At 64.2% G+C, this 17,248-nt stretch carries 16 protein-coding genes; 15 read left to right on the top strand and 1 reads right to left on the bottom strand.

What is annotated here, in order from left to right; all coding sequences use genetic code 11:
• Positions 1-10 precede the first annotated feature (10 nt).
• The 15 genes from purE to ltrA (AC1ZQA_RS12465) all read left to right on the top strand — a co-directional run bounded on the left by purE (position 11) and on the right by ltrA (AC1ZQA_RS12465) (position 15,686).
• Entirely contained in the window at positions 11-499 is a 489-nt protein-coding gene (purE, locus tag AC1ZQA_RS12535; protein ID WP_482677192.1) for a 5-(carboxyamino)imidazole ribonucleotide mutase, read from the top strand.
• The gene (locus AC1ZQA_RS12530; RefSeq protein WP_482677191.1) at positions 496-1,662 is read left to right on the top strand and encodes a 5-(carboxyamino)imidazole ribonucleotide synthase; all 1,167 of its coding nucleotides are present in this window, start codon (positions 496-498) and stop codon (positions 1,660-1,662) included. Before purE ends, AC1ZQA_RS12530 begins: the two co-directional genes overlap by 4 nt.
• A gap of 1 nt (position 1,663) precedes the next feature.
• Positions 1,664-2,668 (top strand): L-threonylcarbamoyladenylate synthase, encoded by a 1,005-nt coding sequence (locus tag AC1ZQA_RS12525; RefSeq protein ID WP_482679331.1) that lies wholly within the window; start codon positions 1,664-1,666, stop codon positions 2,666-2,668.
• Between the two features lie 200 nt (positions 2,669-2,868).
• Complete coding sequence (locus AC1ZQA_RS12520; RefSeq protein ID WP_482677190.1) at positions 2,869-4,218, top strand: SGNH/GDSL hydrolase family protein; 1,350 nt, start codon at positions 2,869-2,871, stop codon at positions 4,216-4,218.
• 19 nt (positions 4,219-4,237) lie between these two features.
• Positions 4,238-4,960 (top strand): OmpW/AlkL family protein, encoded by a 723-nt coding sequence (locus tag AC1ZQA_RS12515; protein WP_482677189.1) that lies wholly within the window; start codon positions 4,238-4,240, stop codon positions 4,958-4,960.
• 547 nt (positions 4,961-5,507) lie between these two features.
• Positions 5,508-6,905 carry a group II intron reverse transcriptase/maturase gene (gene ltrA / locus AC1ZQA_RS12510; protein WP_482677188.1) on the top strand — a complete coding sequence of 466 codons (1,398 nt, stop codon included), beginning with the start codon at positions 5,508-5,510 and terminating at the stop codon, positions 6,903-6,905.
• A gap of 152 nt (positions 6,906-7,057) precedes the next feature.
• The gene (recA, locus tag AC1ZQA_RS12505; RefSeq protein ID WP_482677187.1) at positions 7,058-8,122 is read left to right on the top strand and encodes a recombinase RecA; all 1,065 of its coding nucleotides are present in this window, start codon (positions 7,058-7,060) and stop codon (positions 8,120-8,122) included.
• A gap of 43 nt (positions 8,123-8,165) precedes the next feature.
• Complete coding sequence (gene recX, locus AC1ZQA_RS12500) at positions 8,166-8,648, top strand: recombination regulator RecX (RefSeq protein WP_482677186.1); 483 nt, start codon at positions 8,166-8,168, stop codon at positions 8,646-8,648.
• Positions 8,649-8,709: 61 nt separating this feature from the next.
• On the top strand, positions 8,710-9,333 hold the full coding sequence (locus AC1ZQA_RS12495; RefSeq protein ID WP_482677185.1) for a DUF2889 domain-containing protein: 624 nt from the start codon (positions 8,710-8,712) through the stop codon (positions 9,331-9,333).
• Positions 9,330-10,493 carry an ADP-forming succinate--CoA ligase subunit beta gene (gene sucC, locus AC1ZQA_RS12490; RefSeq protein ID WP_482677184.1) on the top strand — a complete coding sequence of 388 codons (1,164 nt, stop codon included), beginning with the start codon at positions 9,330-9,332 and terminating at the stop codon, positions 10,491-10,493. The genes AC1ZQA_RS12495 and sucC overlap by 4 nt, the downstream gene beginning before the upstream one ends.
• Before the next feature lie 30 nt (positions 10,494-10,523).
• The gene (gene sucD / locus AC1ZQA_RS12485) at positions 10,524-11,420 is read left to right on the top strand and encodes a succinate--CoA ligase subunit alpha (RefSeq protein WP_482677183.1); all 897 of its coding nucleotides are present in this window, start codon (positions 10,524-10,526) and stop codon (positions 11,418-11,420) included.
• A gap of 97 nt (positions 11,421-11,517) precedes the next feature.
• Complete coding sequence (locus AC1ZQA_RS12480; protein WP_482677182.1) at positions 11,518-12,228, top strand: TerC family protein; 711 nt, start codon at positions 11,518-11,520, stop codon at positions 12,226-12,228.
• Between the two features lie 8 nt (positions 12,229-12,236).
• The gene (locus AC1ZQA_RS12475; RefSeq protein WP_482677181.1) at positions 12,237-13,016 is read left to right on the top strand and encodes a PP2C family protein-serine/threonine phosphatase; all 780 of its coding nucleotides are present in this window, start codon (positions 12,237-12,239) and stop codon (positions 13,014-13,016) included.
• Between the two features lie 51 nt (positions 13,017-13,067).
• A complete protein-coding gene (locus AC1ZQA_RS12470; RefSeq protein ID WP_482677180.1) occupies positions 13,068-13,739 on the top strand; it encodes an FHA domain-containing protein in 672 nt (223 codons plus the stop codon).
• A gap of 549 nt (positions 13,740-14,288) precedes the next feature.
• Positions 14,289-15,686 (top strand): group II intron reverse transcriptase/maturase, encoded by a 1,398-nt coding sequence (gene ltrA / locus AC1ZQA_RS12465; RefSeq protein ID WP_482677179.1) that lies wholly within the window; start codon positions 14,289-14,291, stop codon positions 15,684-15,686.
• 114 nt (positions 15,687-15,800) lie between these two features.
• On the opposite strand, the gene pyk is transcribed toward ltrA (AC1ZQA_RS12465), so the two are convergent.
• Positions 15,801-17,234, bottom strand: coding sequence for a pyruvate kinase (pyk, locus tag AC1ZQA_RS12460; RefSeq protein WP_482677178.1), 1,434 nt, complete (start codon positions 17,232-17,234; stop codon positions 15,801-15,803).
• Between the last annotated feature and the right edge of the window lie 14 nt (positions 17,235-17,248).

The following is a 17,248-nucleotide window of genomic DNA, read 5'->3' as shown; positions in this document are numbered from 1 at the left end:
GAGAGAGCAGATGGCTGCAATCGGCGTGGTGATGGGGTCGCAGAGCGACTGGGAGGTGATGCGCCACGCGGCGGACATGCTCGCGCGCTTCGGCGTGGTGCACGACTGTCAGGTGGTCTCGGCGCACCGCATGCCCGACGATCTGTTCGCATACGCCGAGAGCGCGCAGGCACGGGGCCTGCACGCCATCATCGCCGGCGCGGGCGGCGCGGCGCACCTGCCTGGGATGCTCGCGGCCAAGACCACCGTTCCGGTGCTCGGTGTGCCGGTGCCGAGCAAATACCTGCGCGGCGAGGATTCGCTGCTGTCCATCGTGCAGATGCCAAAGGGGGTGCCGGTGGCGACCTTTGCCATCGGCGAGGCGGGGGCGGCCAACGCCGCGCTGTTCGCCGTGGCCATGTTCGCGGCGCACGACCCGGACTTGCGCGCGCGGCTCGACGCCTTTCGCGCCGAGCAGACCGCCGCCGCGCGCGCGATGCGCGTGGGAACCGCGGCATGAGCCCGGCGCGGTTCATCCCACCGGGCGCGACGCTGGGCGTGCTCGGCGGCGGGCAACTGGGCCGCATGTTCGCGCAGGCGGCGCAAAGCGCAGGGTATGGCGTGGCCGTGCTCGAAGCCGACGAGGCTGCGCCCGCGGCGCAGGTCACCGGCATCCATCTGGCCGCGCGCTATGACGATCCGCTGGCCCTCGAACAACTCGCCCGCGACTGCGCCGCGGTGACCGTGGAGTTTGAAAACATTCCGGCGCAGTCGATGCACTGGCTGCAGGCGCGCGTGCCGCTGGCGCCCGCGCCGCAGGCGGTGGCCGTGTGTCAGGACCGGGCACAGGAAAAGGCGCTGTTCCAGCGCCTGGGCGTGCCGTGCGCGCCACACGCGGTGCTGGCTGCGGGCAGCGACGTGGGCGCGATCGACCCCGATCTGTTCCCGGGCATTCTCAAGACTGCCCGGCTGGGCTATGACGGCAAGGGACAGGTGACGGTGCAGACGGCAGTCGATCTATCCGCAGCGTGGGCCGCGCTCGGCGGCGTGGACTGCGTGCTGGAAAAAAAGCTCGATCTGGCGTTCGAGCTGTCGGTGGTGCTGGCGCGCGGGCGCGATGGACAGATGGTGCAGTTCGCGCCACAGCAGAACCTGCACCGCGACGGCATTCTGTTCGCCAGTTTTTCGCCCGGACCGCAGGTCACGGCGGACATTGCCGAGGCGGCCCGCTGCGCTGCGGGTCAGGTTGCGCAGGGGCTGGATTACGTGGGCGTGCTGTGCGTGGAATTTTTTGTGCTGCGCGACGGTCGCCTGCTGGCCAACGAAATCGCCCCGCGCCCGCACAACTCGGGGCATCACACCATCGATTCCTGCACCGTGTCGCAGTTCGAGCTGCAGTGGCGTACTCTGGTGAATGCGCCGCTGTTCGCGCCCCGTCAGCACAGCGCCAGCGTGATGCTCAATCTGCTGGGCGATCTGTGGTTCGACGCCGCAGGCCAGCAGTGCGAGCCGGATTGGGCCACCGTGCTGGCGCAGCCCGGCGCGCATCTGCACCTCTACGGCAAGCATGCGCCGCGCAAGGGCCGCAAGATGGGGCATCTCACCTGCACCGCCGCCACGCCGGAGGAGGCGCGGCAGATGGCGCTGCGCACCTGCGCCATTCTTGGTCTGGAGCCATTCTGACGTGGCGCAGGTGCAGACCGACGCCCAGCTGCGTCCCCGGGACATCATCGCGGCGGTGCGGCGGCTGGAGGCGGGCGAACTCGTCGGCCTGCCGACCGAGACCGTCTATGGCCTGGCCGCTGATGCCGAAAATCCCGCGGCAGTGGCCAAAATCTATGCGGCCAAGGGTCGGCCTGAGGATCATCCGGTGATCGTGCATGTGTACCGTCAGGCCGATCTGGGCCATTGGGCCGCCGAGGTGCCCGAAGCGGCGCGGCGACTCGCCGCCGCGTTTTGGCCGGGGCCGCTGACCCTCATCTTGCCGCGCAGGCCCGGCGTGGCCGAAGCCTGCGCCGGCGGGCAGGCCACCATCGGCCTGCGCTGCCCATCCCACCCCGTTGCGCAGGCGGTGCTGGCGTTGTTCAAAGGCGGGCAGGGGGGGCTTGCCGCACCCTCGGCCAACCGCTTTGGCCGCATCAGCCCGACCACTGCGGCGCATGTGCATGCCGAACTTGGCGACGACCTGCTGGTGCTCGACGGCGGCGCCTGCTCTGTCGGCATCGAGAGCACCATCGTCGACTGCACCGTCCAGCCGCCGCGCCTGCTGCGGCCGGGGCAGTTGCTGGCGGCAGAGATCGCCGCCACGCTGGGATTGCCCGAGGGCGACCTGCTGCGGCCTGCGGAGTTGTCGCCTCGCGTTGCCGGCGTCCTGCCTGCGCACTACGCCCCGCGCACGCCGCTGCGCGTCCTGCCACGCGCACAGATCGAGGCGCGCTGGGCCACTGCCATGCAGGCAGGGCAGCGCATCGGCGTGCTGGCCCTTTCGCCACACGCCCAGGCGCCCGCTGCGAACTGGATCGCTCTGCCGAACGATGCTGCAGCGTATGCACAACAGCTTTACGCCGTTTTGCGCCAGCTCGATGCGGCGGAGCTTGAGGAAATCTGGGTTGAAGCCTTGCCGAGCGCTGCGTCCTGGATGGCGCTGCGCGACCGTCTTGCCCGAGCGGAACACGGCTCCGGGCGCTGAGGCGCCGCAACAGGCAGATGTGCGGCGGTTTGCTGCAGGCGTGTATCGTTTTGTTGCAAATCCAGCACGGCTGGCCGAAATGCAGAAAACCACCCTTGCGACGCCATTTTCCCTCGGCTATGCTGAAGCGAACGGTCGTTCTTTTTTGACCCGCCCGCCTGCAGGTCAGCAGGCATACAACAATGTTTGAGGAGATGTTCATGCGGAATCGCGTCTGGATTGCGCTGGCCTTGGCCAGTGCCCTGGGTCTGGCAGGTTGCGGCGGTGGAGGTGGCAACCCCACACCGCCCACGCTCGCCACCGTTGCCAGTGTGAATGCGGCCAGCACGGCGCCGAACACGCCGCCCAGCGGTGGGTTCAAGCAGGTCGTGGCGTTTGGCGACAGCTTGTCGGATGATGGGGCCTACACTCTGGCGGCCGTTAGCGTCTATGGCTCCACCACGAGTTTCAAGGGACTGCCTTACCCAGCCGGCGGTCAATTCACGGTCAACGGCGCGCCCACGGGCAACTGGACGAACGTGCTGGCCAAGAGCCTGAACATCGGCCTGACGCCCAATCTGATCGGTTATGGCACGCCGTCAGGGGTGCAGTATCTGAGCGCGACCGGCCCGACCACGACACCGGCGTTCTGCGCCTTCAGCGCGCCGCCCGCATCCGGTCTGGCCAACTGCACCAACTTCGCCCAGGGCGGCTCGATGGTGAGCAATTCCAACGGTATCGGACACAGCGGTGGTGCGCTGACGCTGCCAGTCACGACGCAAGTCCAGAATTACCTGGCACAGTTCGGCGGCAGTTTCAACAGCAATCAACTGGTGACCGTGCTGGCCGGGAATAACGACATTTTCACAGCCTTGGGCACCGTGAGCGCAAGCGTCACGCAGGCTGTCACGCAGGCCGTCACAAGCGCCCTGCAGCAGAATCCCAATCTGACGCAGGCGCAAATTGCGGCCATTCAGGCGTCTGCGCAGCATGATGCGACTTCGCAGGCGGTCGCCGTTGCACAGGCGACCGTGGCGAAGGCAGCAGACGACCTGTCGGCACAAATCAACCTGATCACCAGCAAGGGTGCGAAGTATGTGATGGTCTACACCTTGCCGGATTCTTCGCAGACACCGTTCGGTCGTGGCCTGCCGTACACCGGAGCAACGCCCCCGCAGGCTCCGCCCGCAGGCTATGTGTGCGACAACACGTCGACCTCGACGCCTTGCTATCTGCTGTCGAATCTGGTGCAGGTGTTCAACCAGCGTCTGCTCAACGATTTGCAAGGCCAGCCGGTCAAGGTGCTCGATGGCTACAGCTTGCTCAATCAGGAAATCGCCAACCCGGCGCAGTTCGGCCTCACCAACGTCACCACCCCGTGGTGCAACCCGGCGACGACCAGTTCGCTGCTTTGCAATGTGAACACGCCCTATGCCGCAGCCGGTGCGACCACGGCCAACCTCGGCACCTGGCTGTTTGCCGATACGGTCCATCCAACCCCCGCGGGTTATCAGATCATTGCCAGTACCACCCTGCAGTCCATGAAGGGTTTTGGCTGGATTTCGCAATAAGATTCCCAGGAGATACGTGATGACTATGACGCACCTGCACCGCACCGTGCTTGCCAGCGCGCTCGCCCTGGGCAACCTGGCCCTGCTTCCGGCAGCGCATGCCGACGACTTTCCAAAAAATATCGTCTATATCGGCGCTGCCTACCTCAACAACCATTCCAGCATGCCCAACCTGAGCGGCTACAACACCCCGCCCAACCTCAACCTTGCGGTGGGCAATGCCACCACCCTGGGCTTGGGCTATGTGCGCAATCTGCCCGGGCCGTGGAGTTTCGAACTGGCGCTGGGCTACCCGCCGCGGGTGCGCACCTATGCCGAGGGCAGTGGCTGGCAAAGTGTCGCCCGCGCCGGGGTCACCGACGTCGATGTGTATTCGCCCACCGCGTTCATCAACTACCACATCCGCGGCAAGGAAGCGACCTGGGATCCCTTCGTCGGTCTGGGGCTGAACTACACTTGGTTCCGCAATAACACGGCTCTGCAGCCTCTCAAGGGAGCTCTCCGAACTCCGGAAGTCGACATCCACCTGTCGAGCGACTGGGCGTTAGCGGCGCATGTGGGCATGATCTATCGCTTCAACTCGCGCTGGTCGCTGGTCGGCACCATCGCCTACGCCGATGTGCGCAGCGACCTCACCTCCACCTCGTACACGCCTGACCGGTCGATCATCACCAGCCAGGCCAAGACCACGATCAAGTTCAATCCAGTGATCTATACCCTGGCAGTCGGCTATAGTTTTTAAGCAGGACTGCTGCCAGAACGAGGGAGCCACGGCTCCCTCTTTTTCTTGGTGCGCCCGGCAGGGCGCACTCACTTGGAGGTGAAAGTCCTCTACTCGCCCGGCAAGGGGAAGAGTTAGCCGAACGGCAAGGGTGTTCTGGGCGACTGGAAATCTGGAGGAAGCCGAAGGCAAAGCGCTGGCCTGACTACAGGGGCGCGGATACGAGGCGGCACGGCGGGGTGAGCAGGCCAATATCTGTAAAGCCCGAAACTTGCACGGAACGCCGTGACGTAGATCCGACAGGCATAAGCGTGACAAGCCGAAGGCGAAGGACGCCCGAAGGGCGGTCCCGCGCAGCGGGATGCCGTCACGAGCGAAGCGAGGCGGCACAAGGTGGGTGCGTCATACCCGGGGAGATCTGCACAGGTGCCGAGGGCGACCTTTGTGCTACCGCCATCGTGAGGTGGCGGGAGGCCTGTGCAGAAGTCAGCAGAGGCCATAGTAGGCGCAAGCCGAAGGGCCGAACATGGAAGACCGCGAATAGGCGGCGGGAACACATGGGCAGTCAATGAAGGCAGAAGACTCACAGCAAGTGAATGCCGGCGAAGCACAACCGGGGCGGAACTCCGAGGGGGCCTTGCACGGTGCCGAGGCTGACGTGACGACCCGCAGGCGGACGAAAGCGGAGTGGGCGCGGGCAAGCGGGCTGATGGAAGCCGTGGTCGAACGCGGCAACCTGATGCTCGCCTATGATCGGGTGCTCAAGAACAAAGGGGCGGCCGGTGTCGATGGCATCGGCGGCAATGAGTTCAAAGCACACCTCAAGCAACACTGGCCGACGATCAAGGCCAAGCTTCTGGCGGGGGAATACGTGCCCTCACCAGTGCGCCGGGTGGACATCCCCAAGCCGCAAGGCGGGGTCAGGACACTCGGCATACCGACGCTGACGGATCGGCTGATCCAGCAAGCGTTGCATCAAGTCCTCTCGCCGATCTTCGAGGCGGACTTCCCGGCGCACAGCGACGGCTTCCGAGCGGGGAAGAACGCCCATCAGGCGGTCAAGGCAGCGCAGCAATACGTGGCCGCAGGCCGCCGGGTCGTGGTCGACATCGACCTGGAGAAATTCTTCGACCGGGTCCATCACGACCTGCTGATGCAGAAACTCTCGACGAAGATCAGTGATGGTCGGGTACTGCGCCTCATCCGCCGGTATCTCGAAGCGGGCATGATGGCACAGGGGATCGTCTCCCCGCGGACGGAAGGCACGCCGCAAGGCGGGCCCTTGAGTCCGCTGCTATCCAACATCCTGCTGACGGAACTGGACCAGGAACTGGAACGCCGGGGCCATGCCTTCTGCCGCTATGCAGACGACTGCAACATCTACGTCAAAAGCAAGGCGGCGGGGGAGCGGGTCATGGCGAGCATCACCCGGTTTCTGGCGGACACGCTCAAGCTCAAGGTCCATGTGGCCAAGAGCGCGGTGGCCGAACCGTGGAAGAGGCAGTTTCTGGGCTACAGCCTGACGTGGCACAAAGCCCCGAAGCTGCGGATCGCGCCGACCAGCCTGAGCCGGCTGGACGACAAAATCCGCGCAGTACTCAAAGGCGCGCGGGGGCGCAACCTGACGACGGTCATCCACGAACTCAACCCGATCCTGCGCGGCTGGGCGGCGTATTTCAAGCTGACCGAAACCAAGCGGGCGCTGGAAGAGCGGGATGGCTGGATCAGGCGCAAGCTGCGCTGCATCCTGTGGCGGCAGTGGAAACGCCCCTACACACGCGCCAGGAACTTGATGAAGGCGGGGCTAACGGAAGAGCGGGCATTTCGCTCGGCGTTCAACCAACGTGGGCCGTGGTGGAACGGTGGCGCAAGCCACATGAACCAGGCGTTCCCGAAGGCTTTCTTTGATCGATTGGGTCTGGTGTCGCTGCTCGACACGACGCGACGACTCCAGTGTGTTCAATGAACCGCCGGATGCGGAACCGCACGTCCGGTGGTGTGAGAGGGCGACGGGGGTGACCCCGTCCCCTACTCGATCCGAATCAAAAACGCGGTCTGTCTTTATATACAGCTGTGCTACATTGCACAGCAGTGTCATTCAGACTTGAGGACCATGCCATGGAACAGGGGAAAACCGCAGTGAATCCAGAAAAAGCCAAGGCGCTCGCCGCCGCGCTGTCGCAGATCGAAAAGCAGTTCGGCAAGGGCACCATCATGCGCATGGACGACGCCGAGGCGCAGCGCGACATCCAGGTGGTCTCCACAGGTTCGCTCGGTCTGGATATTGCGCTGGGCGTTGGCGGTCTGCCACGCGGCCGGGTGGTCGAGATCTACGGTCCGGAATCGTCGGGCAAGACCACACTCACCCTGCAGGTCATCGCGGAAATGCAGAAGCTCGGCGGCACCTGCGCCTTCATCGACGCCGAACACGCGCTGGACGTGCAGTATGCCGCCAAGCTGGGCGTCAACCTGCCCGATCTGCTGATTTCGCAGCCCGATACCGGCGAGCAGGCGCTGGAAATCGTCGATGCGCTGGTGCGCTCGGGCTCGGTGGACATGATCGTGGTCGACTCGGTTGCCGCGCTCACGCCCAAGGCCGAGATCGAGGGCGAGATGGGCGACTCGCTGCCGGGCTTGCAGGCGCGGTTGATGAGCCAGGCGCTGCGCAAGCTCACCGCCAACATCAAGCGCACCAACTGTCTGGTCATTTTCATCAACCAGATCCGCATGAAGATTGGCGTGATGTTCGGCAACCCCGAAACCACGACCGGCGGCAATGCGCTCAAGTTCTATTCCTCGGTGCGGCTGGATATCCGCCGCGTCGGCTCGATCAAAAAGGGCGAGGAGGTCATCGGTTCGGAAACCCGCGTCAAGGTCGTGAAGAACAAGGTGGCGCCGCCGTTCAAGCAGGCGGAATTCGACATCCTGTATGGCGAAGGGGTTTCGCGTGAAGGCGAGATCGTCGACCTGGGCGTGCTGGCCAAACTGGTCGAAAAATCGGGTTCCTGGTATGCCTACAACGGCGAGAAAATCGGCCAGGGCAAGGACAACGCCCGCGAGTTCCTCAAGGCCAATCCCGATATCGCCCGCGAAATCGAAAACAAGATCCGCGCCAACCTCGGTGTGCCCGAGGCCAATGAGGCCATGGCCGCCGTGCACGCCGCGGAAGACGAGCAGGAGTAAGGACCTTTTGGGGAGGTTCGCACGGCCTTGTTCCATGCCGTCCATGCAGCGTCCCCAACCTTCCCTGCGTGCGCGTGCCGTGCGTTATCTGGCGCAGCGCGAGCACAGCCGCCTTGAGCTGCAGCGCAAGCTGTCGCGCCACTGCGACGAGCCGCACGTGATCGATGCCCTGCTCGACGATCTGGAGCGCGCCAATCTGCTCAGCGGCGAGCGTTTTGCCCAGTCCCTGATGCATCGGCGCCAGCAGCGCTATGGCAATTTGCGCATTGCGCAGGAGCTTGGTACCCACGGACTGGCGGCCGAAGTCACGGCAGCGTCGCTGCAGGCTTTGAAAGCGAGCGAACTGGCGCGTGCGCAGGCCGTTTGGGCGCGCAAATTCCAGGCTCTTCCTCAGGACGCGGCCGAGCGGGCCAGACAGGCGCGCTTTCTCACACAGCGCGGATTCAGCAGCGAGACGGTGCGCGCCGTACTGCGCGGTGCTGGTGCGGATGAAGACGGTACAGGTGAGGCCTCTGCGCCGAACTGACTTGCTGCGGCGCAGCAGGCTGTTAAACTGAATCTTGCGCTTCATCAAAAAACAAATTCCCATGCGCAACACCCCAGCCGACTCCACTGCGCCCGTCCGTCGACTTGTCCATCGCCGCAGCATCAGCGTCGAGTGCTATGCACGCGAAGATGGTCTGTGGGATTTGCAGGCCGAGTTGCGGGATGTGAAAACCCGCGACATCACCCTGTCCGAGCGCAACCGGCCTGCTGGCATTCCGGTGCATGACATGCTGCTGGTCGTCACCATCGACAACGCGCTGAACATCACCGAGGCGCGTTCGCATACCTTGTTCAGCCCCTACGCCACCTGCGACGACCATGACGATGCCTACAAAAAGCTCGTCGGGCTCAATCTGCTGCGGGGTTTCCGCGCGGCGGTGCGCGAGCGCCTGGGCGGCGTGCTCGGCTGCACGCATCTGACCGAATTGACGCAAGTCCTGCCCACTGCGGCGATTCAGGGCCTGGCCGGTCTGGCGACGATTGCCCTGCCGGTGGCTGATGCAGAGCGTCCCTCGCACATGCCGTTTCAGCTCAACCGCTGCCATGCCTTGCGGCTCGATGGCCCGGCGGTTGCCGAGTTCTATCCCCGTTGGGCGCAGCCTGCTGTGCCGCAACGCGTTGAAGGCAAAATGCCGACACCCCACATCGAGGACGAGACATCATGAAAATTCACGAATACCAAGCCAAACAATTGCTGCGTGAACACGGGGTGCCGGTGCCGCGCGGCAGGCCGGCGTTTTCCGTGGACGAGGCGGTCGCCGTGGCGCAGGAGCTGGGCGGGCCGGTGTGGGTGGTCAAGGCGCAAATCCACGCCGGCGGCCGCGGCAAGGGCGGGGGCGTCAAGCTCGCGCGTTCGCTCGACGAGGTGCGGCAGTTCGCCGGGCAGATTCTGGGCATGCAACTGGTCACGCACCAGACCGGGCCGCAAGGGCAGAAAGTGCGCCGCCTCTTGATCGAGGAAGGGGCGGACATCCGCAAGGAGTATTACGTTGCGGTGCTCACCGACCGCGCCACGCAGAAGGTCGCGGTCATGGCGTCGAGCGAAGGCGGCATGGACATCGAGGAGGTCGCGGCGAAGACGCCGGACAAGATCCGCAAGGTGTTCGTCGATCCGCTGGTCGGGCTGCAGGACGCGCAGGCGCAGGAGCTGGCCGCGGGCATCGGCATCCCGCCGGGCTCGCAGCCGCAGGCGGTTGCCGTGTTCAAGCAGCTCTACCAGTGCTACATGGACACTGACGCGTCGCTGGTGGAGATCAACCCGCTGATCCTGGAAGGCAACGGCGGCATCAAGGCGCTGGATGCCAAGTTCAACATCGACGACAACGCGCTGTTTCGCCACCCGGAAATCGAGGCGCTGCGCGATCTGGACGAGGAAGACCCCGCCGAGGTCGAGGCGCACAAGTACGACCTGGCCTACATCCAGCTCGACGGCAACATCGGTTGCCTGGTCAACGGCGCCGGGCTGGCGATGGCGACCATGGACACCATCAAGCTGTTCGGCGGATCGCCCGCAAACTTTCTCGACGTGGGCGGCGGTGCGACCACCGAGAAGGTCACCGAAGCGTTCAAGATCATGCTGCACAACCCGCATGTGAGAGCGATTCTGGTCAACATTTTCGGCGGCATCATGCGCTGCGACACCATTGCCGAAGGGGTGATCGCGGCCAGCCGCATCGTGGGTCTGAACGTGCCGCTGGTGGTGCGCATGAAGGGCACCAACGAGGAGATCGGCCGCAAGATGCTGGCCGAGTCCGGCCTGCCCATCATCAGCGCCAACACCATGGGCGAGGCCGCGCAGGCCGCCGTCCATGCCGCGCAGGCCTGAGCCGCGCTCCCACTGCTTAAAGAGGACACCATGGCCATCCTGATCAACAAAGACACCAAAGTCATCACCCAGGGCATCACCGGCAAGACGGGGCAATTCCACACCCGCATGTGCCGCGACTATGCCAATGGCAAGAACTGCTTCGTCGCCGGGGTCAACCCGAAGAAGGCGGGCGAAGATTTCGAGGGCATTCCCATCTTCGGCACTGTGGCACAGGCCAAGGCGCAGACCGGCGCCACCGTGTCCGTCATCTATGTGCCGCCGGCCGGTGCTGCCGCCGCCATCTGGGAAGCTGTGGAGGCCGACCTGGACCTGGTGGTCTGCATCACCGAGGGCATTCCGGTCAAGGACATGCTGCTGGTGCGCAACCGCATGAAGGCCAAGGAGGCCGCTGGTGGAAAAAGAACCCTGCTGCTCGGTCCGAACTGCCCGGGGCTGATCACGCCCGACGAAATCAAGATCGGCATCATGCCGGGCCACATTCACCGCAAGGGTCGCATCGGCATCGTCTCGCGCTCGGGCACGCTGACCTATGAGGCCGTGGCGCAGGTCACCGAGCTGGGGCTCGGGCAGAGCAGCGCGGTCGGCATTGGTGGCGACCCGATCAACGGCCTCAAGCACATCGACATCATGCAGGCCTTCAATGACGATCCCGAGACCGATGCCGTCATCATGATCGGCGAGATCGGCGGCTCTGACGAGGCAGAGGCCGCGCTGTGGTGCAAGGCGCACATGAAAAAGCCGGTGGTGGGGTTCATCGCCGGTGTCACCGCGCCCCCGGGCAAGCGCATGGGCCACGCCGGCGCGCTGATTTCCGGTGGGGCCGACACCGCCGAGGCCAAGCTGGCGGTGATGGAGGACTGCGGTTTCACCGTCACCCGCAACCCCTCAGAAATGGGCAAGCTGCTCAAGCAGGTTCTGCGCTGATCGGGCAAGCGCCCCGGGCCGCTCCCGGTTACAAAAGGTATGATGCGGCACCAGTCCCGATGGGACCGCATTCAGAGCTTCCGGGGCAGCCATCGGCATGGAACACTATCTCACCGTCGAGTTCTTGACGGCACTCGGTCAGATTGTCCTGATCGACATTCTTCTGGGCGGAGACAATGCGGTGGTCATTGCGCTGGCCACGCGCAAGCTCCCTCCCCATCAACGCAAACTCGGCATCTTGTGGGGCACGGCGGGCGCCATCGGCCTGCGCATTGTTCTCATCTTTTTCGCGCTGACCCTGCTGAGGTTGCCCTTTCTCAAGATCGTTGGTGCCTTGCTCCTGTTCTGGATCGGCATCAAGCTGCTGGCGCCGCAGGATGAAGAGGGCCACGGCGACGTGCAGGCCGCAGACAAGCTCTGGGCGGCGGTCAAGACGGTGATCATCGCCGACTTTGTGATGAGTCTGGACAATGTCATCGCCATTGCAGGCGCGGCACAGAATGCGGGCGAGCAGCACTCCATGCTGCTGGTGGCGTTCGGTTTGCTGCTGTCGGTGCCCATCATCGTCTGGGGCAGCCAGTTGGTCATTCATCTGATGCAGCGTTTCCCGGTGATCATCACCCTGGGGGCGATGTTGTTGGGCTGGATCGCCGGTGGCCTGATCGTGACGGACCCGATCGCCGAGCAGTGGGTGGAGAACCTTCCGCTGGCGCAATATGCCGAAAAGATCGCCGGACTCGTGGGCGCAGTCGTGGTCTGGATTGCCGCGAAGCTGATCTATCGCCGGACGCCGGTTTCAGCCACATGAGCGCCATCATGACCAAGCCACCGGATTCGACAATTGCCCTGCAATACGAGATGCTCAGCCTGACCCATCCGGGCCGGGTGCGTGAGCACAATGAAGATGCGGTCGCGTTCGATGCACTGGCGCAGGTCGCGGTACTGGCCGACGGCATGGGGGGGTACGCCGCTGGCGAGGTGGCCAGTGGGATGGCCACGGCGCAGATCTGTGCCCGCATTGCCCGTCTCAAGGCCGACTACCCCAAGGTGACCGCGCTCGACCTGTCCACCGAGTTGCGACACGCCATCCGACATGTCAACGCCGACATCCTGCGCGCTGCGCGTGGCAATCCGCAGTTCTCCGGGATGGGCGCCACGCTGGTGGTGGTGGCGTTGACCGGCAATGTGGCGGTCGTTGCCCATGCGGGAGACTCGCGTGTGTATCTGCTGCGGCAAAACCAGCTGCGCCTGCTCACGCACGATCACTCGGCCCTGCAGGAGCAGATCGACATGGGCCTGATCCTGCCAGAGGACGCGGAAAGGATCGGTGGCAAGAACCTGGTCACCCGCGCTCTGGGCGTCGATGCCCAGCTCGAACCGGATGTCGCCATGCATCCCATGATGGCGGGGGACGTGTTGCTTCTGTGTTCCGATGGCTTGAACGATATGTTGTCTGATGCCAAAATCGAAGCCGTGCTGTGTCAGTACACCGGACATCCCGCTGCTGCCGCGCGGCAACTGGTGGAGGATGCAAATGCCGCTGGGGGGCGCGACAACGTTTCTGTCATTCTCGTGACGGCCCGTACGCCCAATTGATGCGCCTCGCACTTCCTTGATCTGACTGTTGACTCGAACGGATTCCAAATCGTGGCCAAACTCGTGATTACCCTGGATGGCAAGGTTTTGAAAGAGGTCGTCCTCAGCAAGGACCGCACCACACTGGGGCGGCGTCCGTACAACGATGTGGTCATCGACAATCTGGCCGTCAGCGGCGAGCACGCCGTCCTGTTGCGCGACACCGGCACCGATGTCGAGAGCTACACCATTCAGGATCTGGGCAGCACCAATGGCACCTACCTCAACGGCGCACCCATCAAGTCCAGCCCCTTCCGTGAGGGCGATACGGTCGATATCGGCAAATACAGCCTGCGCCTGCTGTCCGACACTCGGCAAACCACGTTTGGCCCATCGCGTTTTGGCGCGCAGACCGGATTTGGAAATTCCCGCTTCGGAAATTCCGGCTTCACCGATTCACGCACCCGCGCCGCCGACGCGGACCGCAGCTACAAGATCAAGGTGCTCAGTGGCGATGCAGCCGGACGCGAAATCATGCTCAGCAAGGAGCAGACGACCTTCGGTCAGCGCGGCATTCTGGTGGTGAGCGTGGTGCACAAGCCGCGTGGCTACGAACTGGTGCAGGTGGAGGGAGAAAAGCGCGCCCAGGTCAATGGCGTGTCTCTGGGCCTCATGCCGGTGGTCTTGCGTTCTGGAGACGTGATCAATCTCACCGGGGTTCAACTGCAATTCCTGCAGATCTGACGTTCTGATCACCCAAGATCAAACGCCCGCAGTCGCGGGCGTCGTTTTTGGTGCGCCCGGCAGGGCGCACTCACTTGGAGGTGAAAGTCCTCTACTCGCCCGGCAAGGGGAAGAGTTAGCCGAACGGCAAGGGTGTTCTGGGCGACTGGAAATCTGGAGGAAGCCGAAGGCAAAGCGCTGGCCTGACTACAGGGGCGCGGATACGAGGCGGCACGGCGGGGTGAGCAGGCCAATATCTGTAAAGCCCGAAACTTGCACGGAACGCCGTGACGTAGATCCGACAGGCATAAGCGTGACAAGCCGAAGGCGAAGGACGCCCGAAGGGCGGTCCCGCGCAGCGGGATGCCGTCACGAGCGAAGCGAGGCGGCACAAGGTGGGTGCGTCATACCCGGGGAGATCTGCACAGGTGCCGAGGGCGACCTTTGTGCTACCGCCATCGTGAGGTGGCGGGAGGCCTGTGCAGAAGTCAGCAGAGGCCATAGTAGGCGCAAGCCGAAGGGCCGAACATGGAAGACCGCGAATAGGCGGCGGGAACACATGGGCAGTCAATGAAGGCAGAAGACTCACAGCAAGTGAATGCCGGCGAAGCACAACCGGGGCGGAACTCCGAGGGGGCCTTGCACGGTGCCGAGGCTGACGTGACGACCCGCAGGCGGACGAAAGCGGAGTGGGCGCGGGCAAGCGGGCTGATGGAAGCCGTGGTCGAACGCGGCAACCTGATGCTCGCCTATGATCGGGTGCTCAAGAACAAAGGGGCGGCCGGTGTCGATGGCATCGGCGGCAATGAGTTCAAAGCACACCTCAAGCAACACTGGCCGACGATCAAGGCCAAGCTTCTGGCGGGGGAATACGTGCCCTCACCAGTGCGCCGGGTGGACATCCCCAAGCCGCAAGGCGGGGTCAGGACACTCGGCATACCGACGCTGACGGATCGGCTGATCCAGCAAGCGTTGCATCAAGTCCTCTCGCCGATCTTCGAGGCGGACTTCCCGGCGCACAGCGACGGCTTCCGAGCGGGGAAGAACGCCCATCAGGCGGTCAAGGCAGCGCAGCAATACGTGGCCGCAGGCCGCCGGGTCGTGGTCGACATCGACCTGGAGAAATTCTTCGACCGGGTCCATCACGACCTGCTGATGCAGAAACTCTCGACGAAGATCAGTGATGGTCGGGTACTGCGCCTCATCCGCCGGTATCTCGAAGCGGGCATGATGGCACAGGGGATCGTCTCCCCGCGGACGGAAGGCACGCCGCAAGGCGGGCCCTTGAGTCCACTGCGATCGAACATCCTGCTGACGGAACTGGACAAGGAACTGCAACGCCGGGGCCATGCCTTCTGCCGCTATGCAGACGACTGCAACATCTACGTCAAAAGCAAGGCGGCGGGGGAGCGGGTCATGGCGAGCATCACCCGGTTTCTGGCGGACACGCTCAAGCTCAAGGTCCATGTGGCCAAGAGCGCGGTGGCCGAACCGTGGAAGAGGCAGTTTCTGGGCTACAGCCTGACGTGGCACAAAGCCCCGAAGCTGCGGATCGCGCCGACCAGCCTGAGCCGGCTGGACGACAAAATCCGCGCAGTACTCAAAGGCGCGCGGGGGCGCAACCTGACGACGGTCATCCACGAACTCAACCCGATCCTGCGCGGCTGGGCGGCGTATTTCAAGCTGACCGAAACCAAGCGGGCGCTGGAAGAGCGGGATGGCTGGATCAGGCGCAAGCTGCGCTGCATCCTGTGGCGGCAGTGGAAACGCCCCTACACTCGCGCCAGGAACTTGATGAAGGCGGGGCTAACGGAAGAGCGGGCATTTCGCTCGGCGTTCAACCAACGCGGGCCGTGGTGGAACAGTGGCGCAAGCCACATGAACCAGGCCTTCCCGAAGTCCTTCTTTGATCGATTAGGTCTGGTGTCGCTGCTTGATACGACGCGACGACTCCAGTGTGTTCAATGAACCGCCGGATGCGGAACCGCACGTCCGGTGGTGTGAGAGGGCGACGGGGGTGACCCCGTCCCCTACTCGATTCGGTGCGCTCAGGGCGGGGCGCGAGCGCCTGTGCAGCGCGAGTCAGCGCGGCACGCGCATCACCTTGAGCATATTGGTGCCGCCTGCTGCGCCGATGGGCTCGCCGCAGGTGATGGCGTAGCTGTCGCCCGAGGCGACGGCGTTTTTCTCGATCAGCCGGGCTTCGGCCTGGTTGAGCAGGGTGTCTCGGTCTGTGGTGCTGAAATTCATCAGCATGGGACGCACATTGCGGTACAGCGCCATGCGGCGCACCGAGGTTTCGCTGCGCGACAGGGCGTAGATCGGGACATTGACCCGGTGGCGGCTCATCCACAGCGCGGTCGAGCCCGATTCGGTCAGTGCGGCGATGGCCTTGCAGCCCAGGTGATGCGCAGTGAACAGCGCAGCCATGGCAATCGACTGGTCGATGCGGGTGAACTGCTTGTTGACGAAGTCGTGTTCGAGCTTGACCTCCTCATAGGTTTCCGCCGCCTCGCAGATGCTGGCCATGGCCTCGACCGTCTCCACCGGATACTTGCCCGCGGCGGTTTCGGCCGAGAGCATGACGGCATCGGTGCCATCGAGCACGGCGTTGGCCACGTCGGACACCTCGGCCCGGGTGGGCACGGCGTTATTGATCATCGACTCCATCATCTGCGTGGCGGTGATGACCACCCGGTCCATTTCACGCGCCATGCGGATCATGCGCTTTTGCAGCGCGGGCACGGCGGCGTTACCCACTTCCACGGCCAGATCGCCACGCGCCACCATGATGCCGTCGGACGCACGCAGGATTTCCGGCAGTGCCGGAATGGCCTCGACGCGTTCGATCTTGGCGATCAGCGCCGGCTTGTGCCCGAACGGCTCGCCCGCCACATTGGCAAGCTGTCGGGCGAGTTCCATGTCGGTGGCGTTCTTGGGGAAGGACACGGCCAGATAGTCGGCCTGGAACGCCATCGCGGTGCGGATGTCTTCCATGTCCTTTGCCGTGAGTGCAGGCGCCGACAGCCCGCCGCCCTGCTTGTTGATGCCCTTGTTGTTCGACAGTTCGCCGCCGATGGTGACGACCGTGTGAATTTCGGCGCCGCTGACGTTTTCAACCGTCAGCACGATCAGACCGTCATTGAGCAGCAGGCGATCGCCCGGATGCACATCGCGCGGCAAATCCTTGTAATCGAGGCCGCAGCGCGTGTCGTCGCCCATCTCGCAGGTGGCGTCGAGGATGAACTTCTGGCCCGGCTGCAGCATGACCTTGCCGTCCTTGAACCGGCCGACGCGGATTTTCGGCCCCTGCAGATCGGCCATGATGGCCACCGCCTTGCCCAGGCGGTTGGCGGTTTCGCGGATGAGCTGGGCGCGGTCGATGTGGTCTTGCGCCTTGCCGTGAGAAAAATTGAGTCGCACGACATCGACGCCGGCAATGAGCATGCGTTCAAGGATGTCGGGCGAGGAACTGGCTGGGCCGATGGTGGCGACGATTTTTGTGGCGCGGGACATGAGTAGGGGGTGTG

Source organism: Thiomonas sp. DCM-2 (assembly GCF_056820905.1).
The sequence above is the reverse complement of the archived record's forward strand: the minus strand, read 5'-3'. Positions and strand labels throughout refer to the sequence as shown.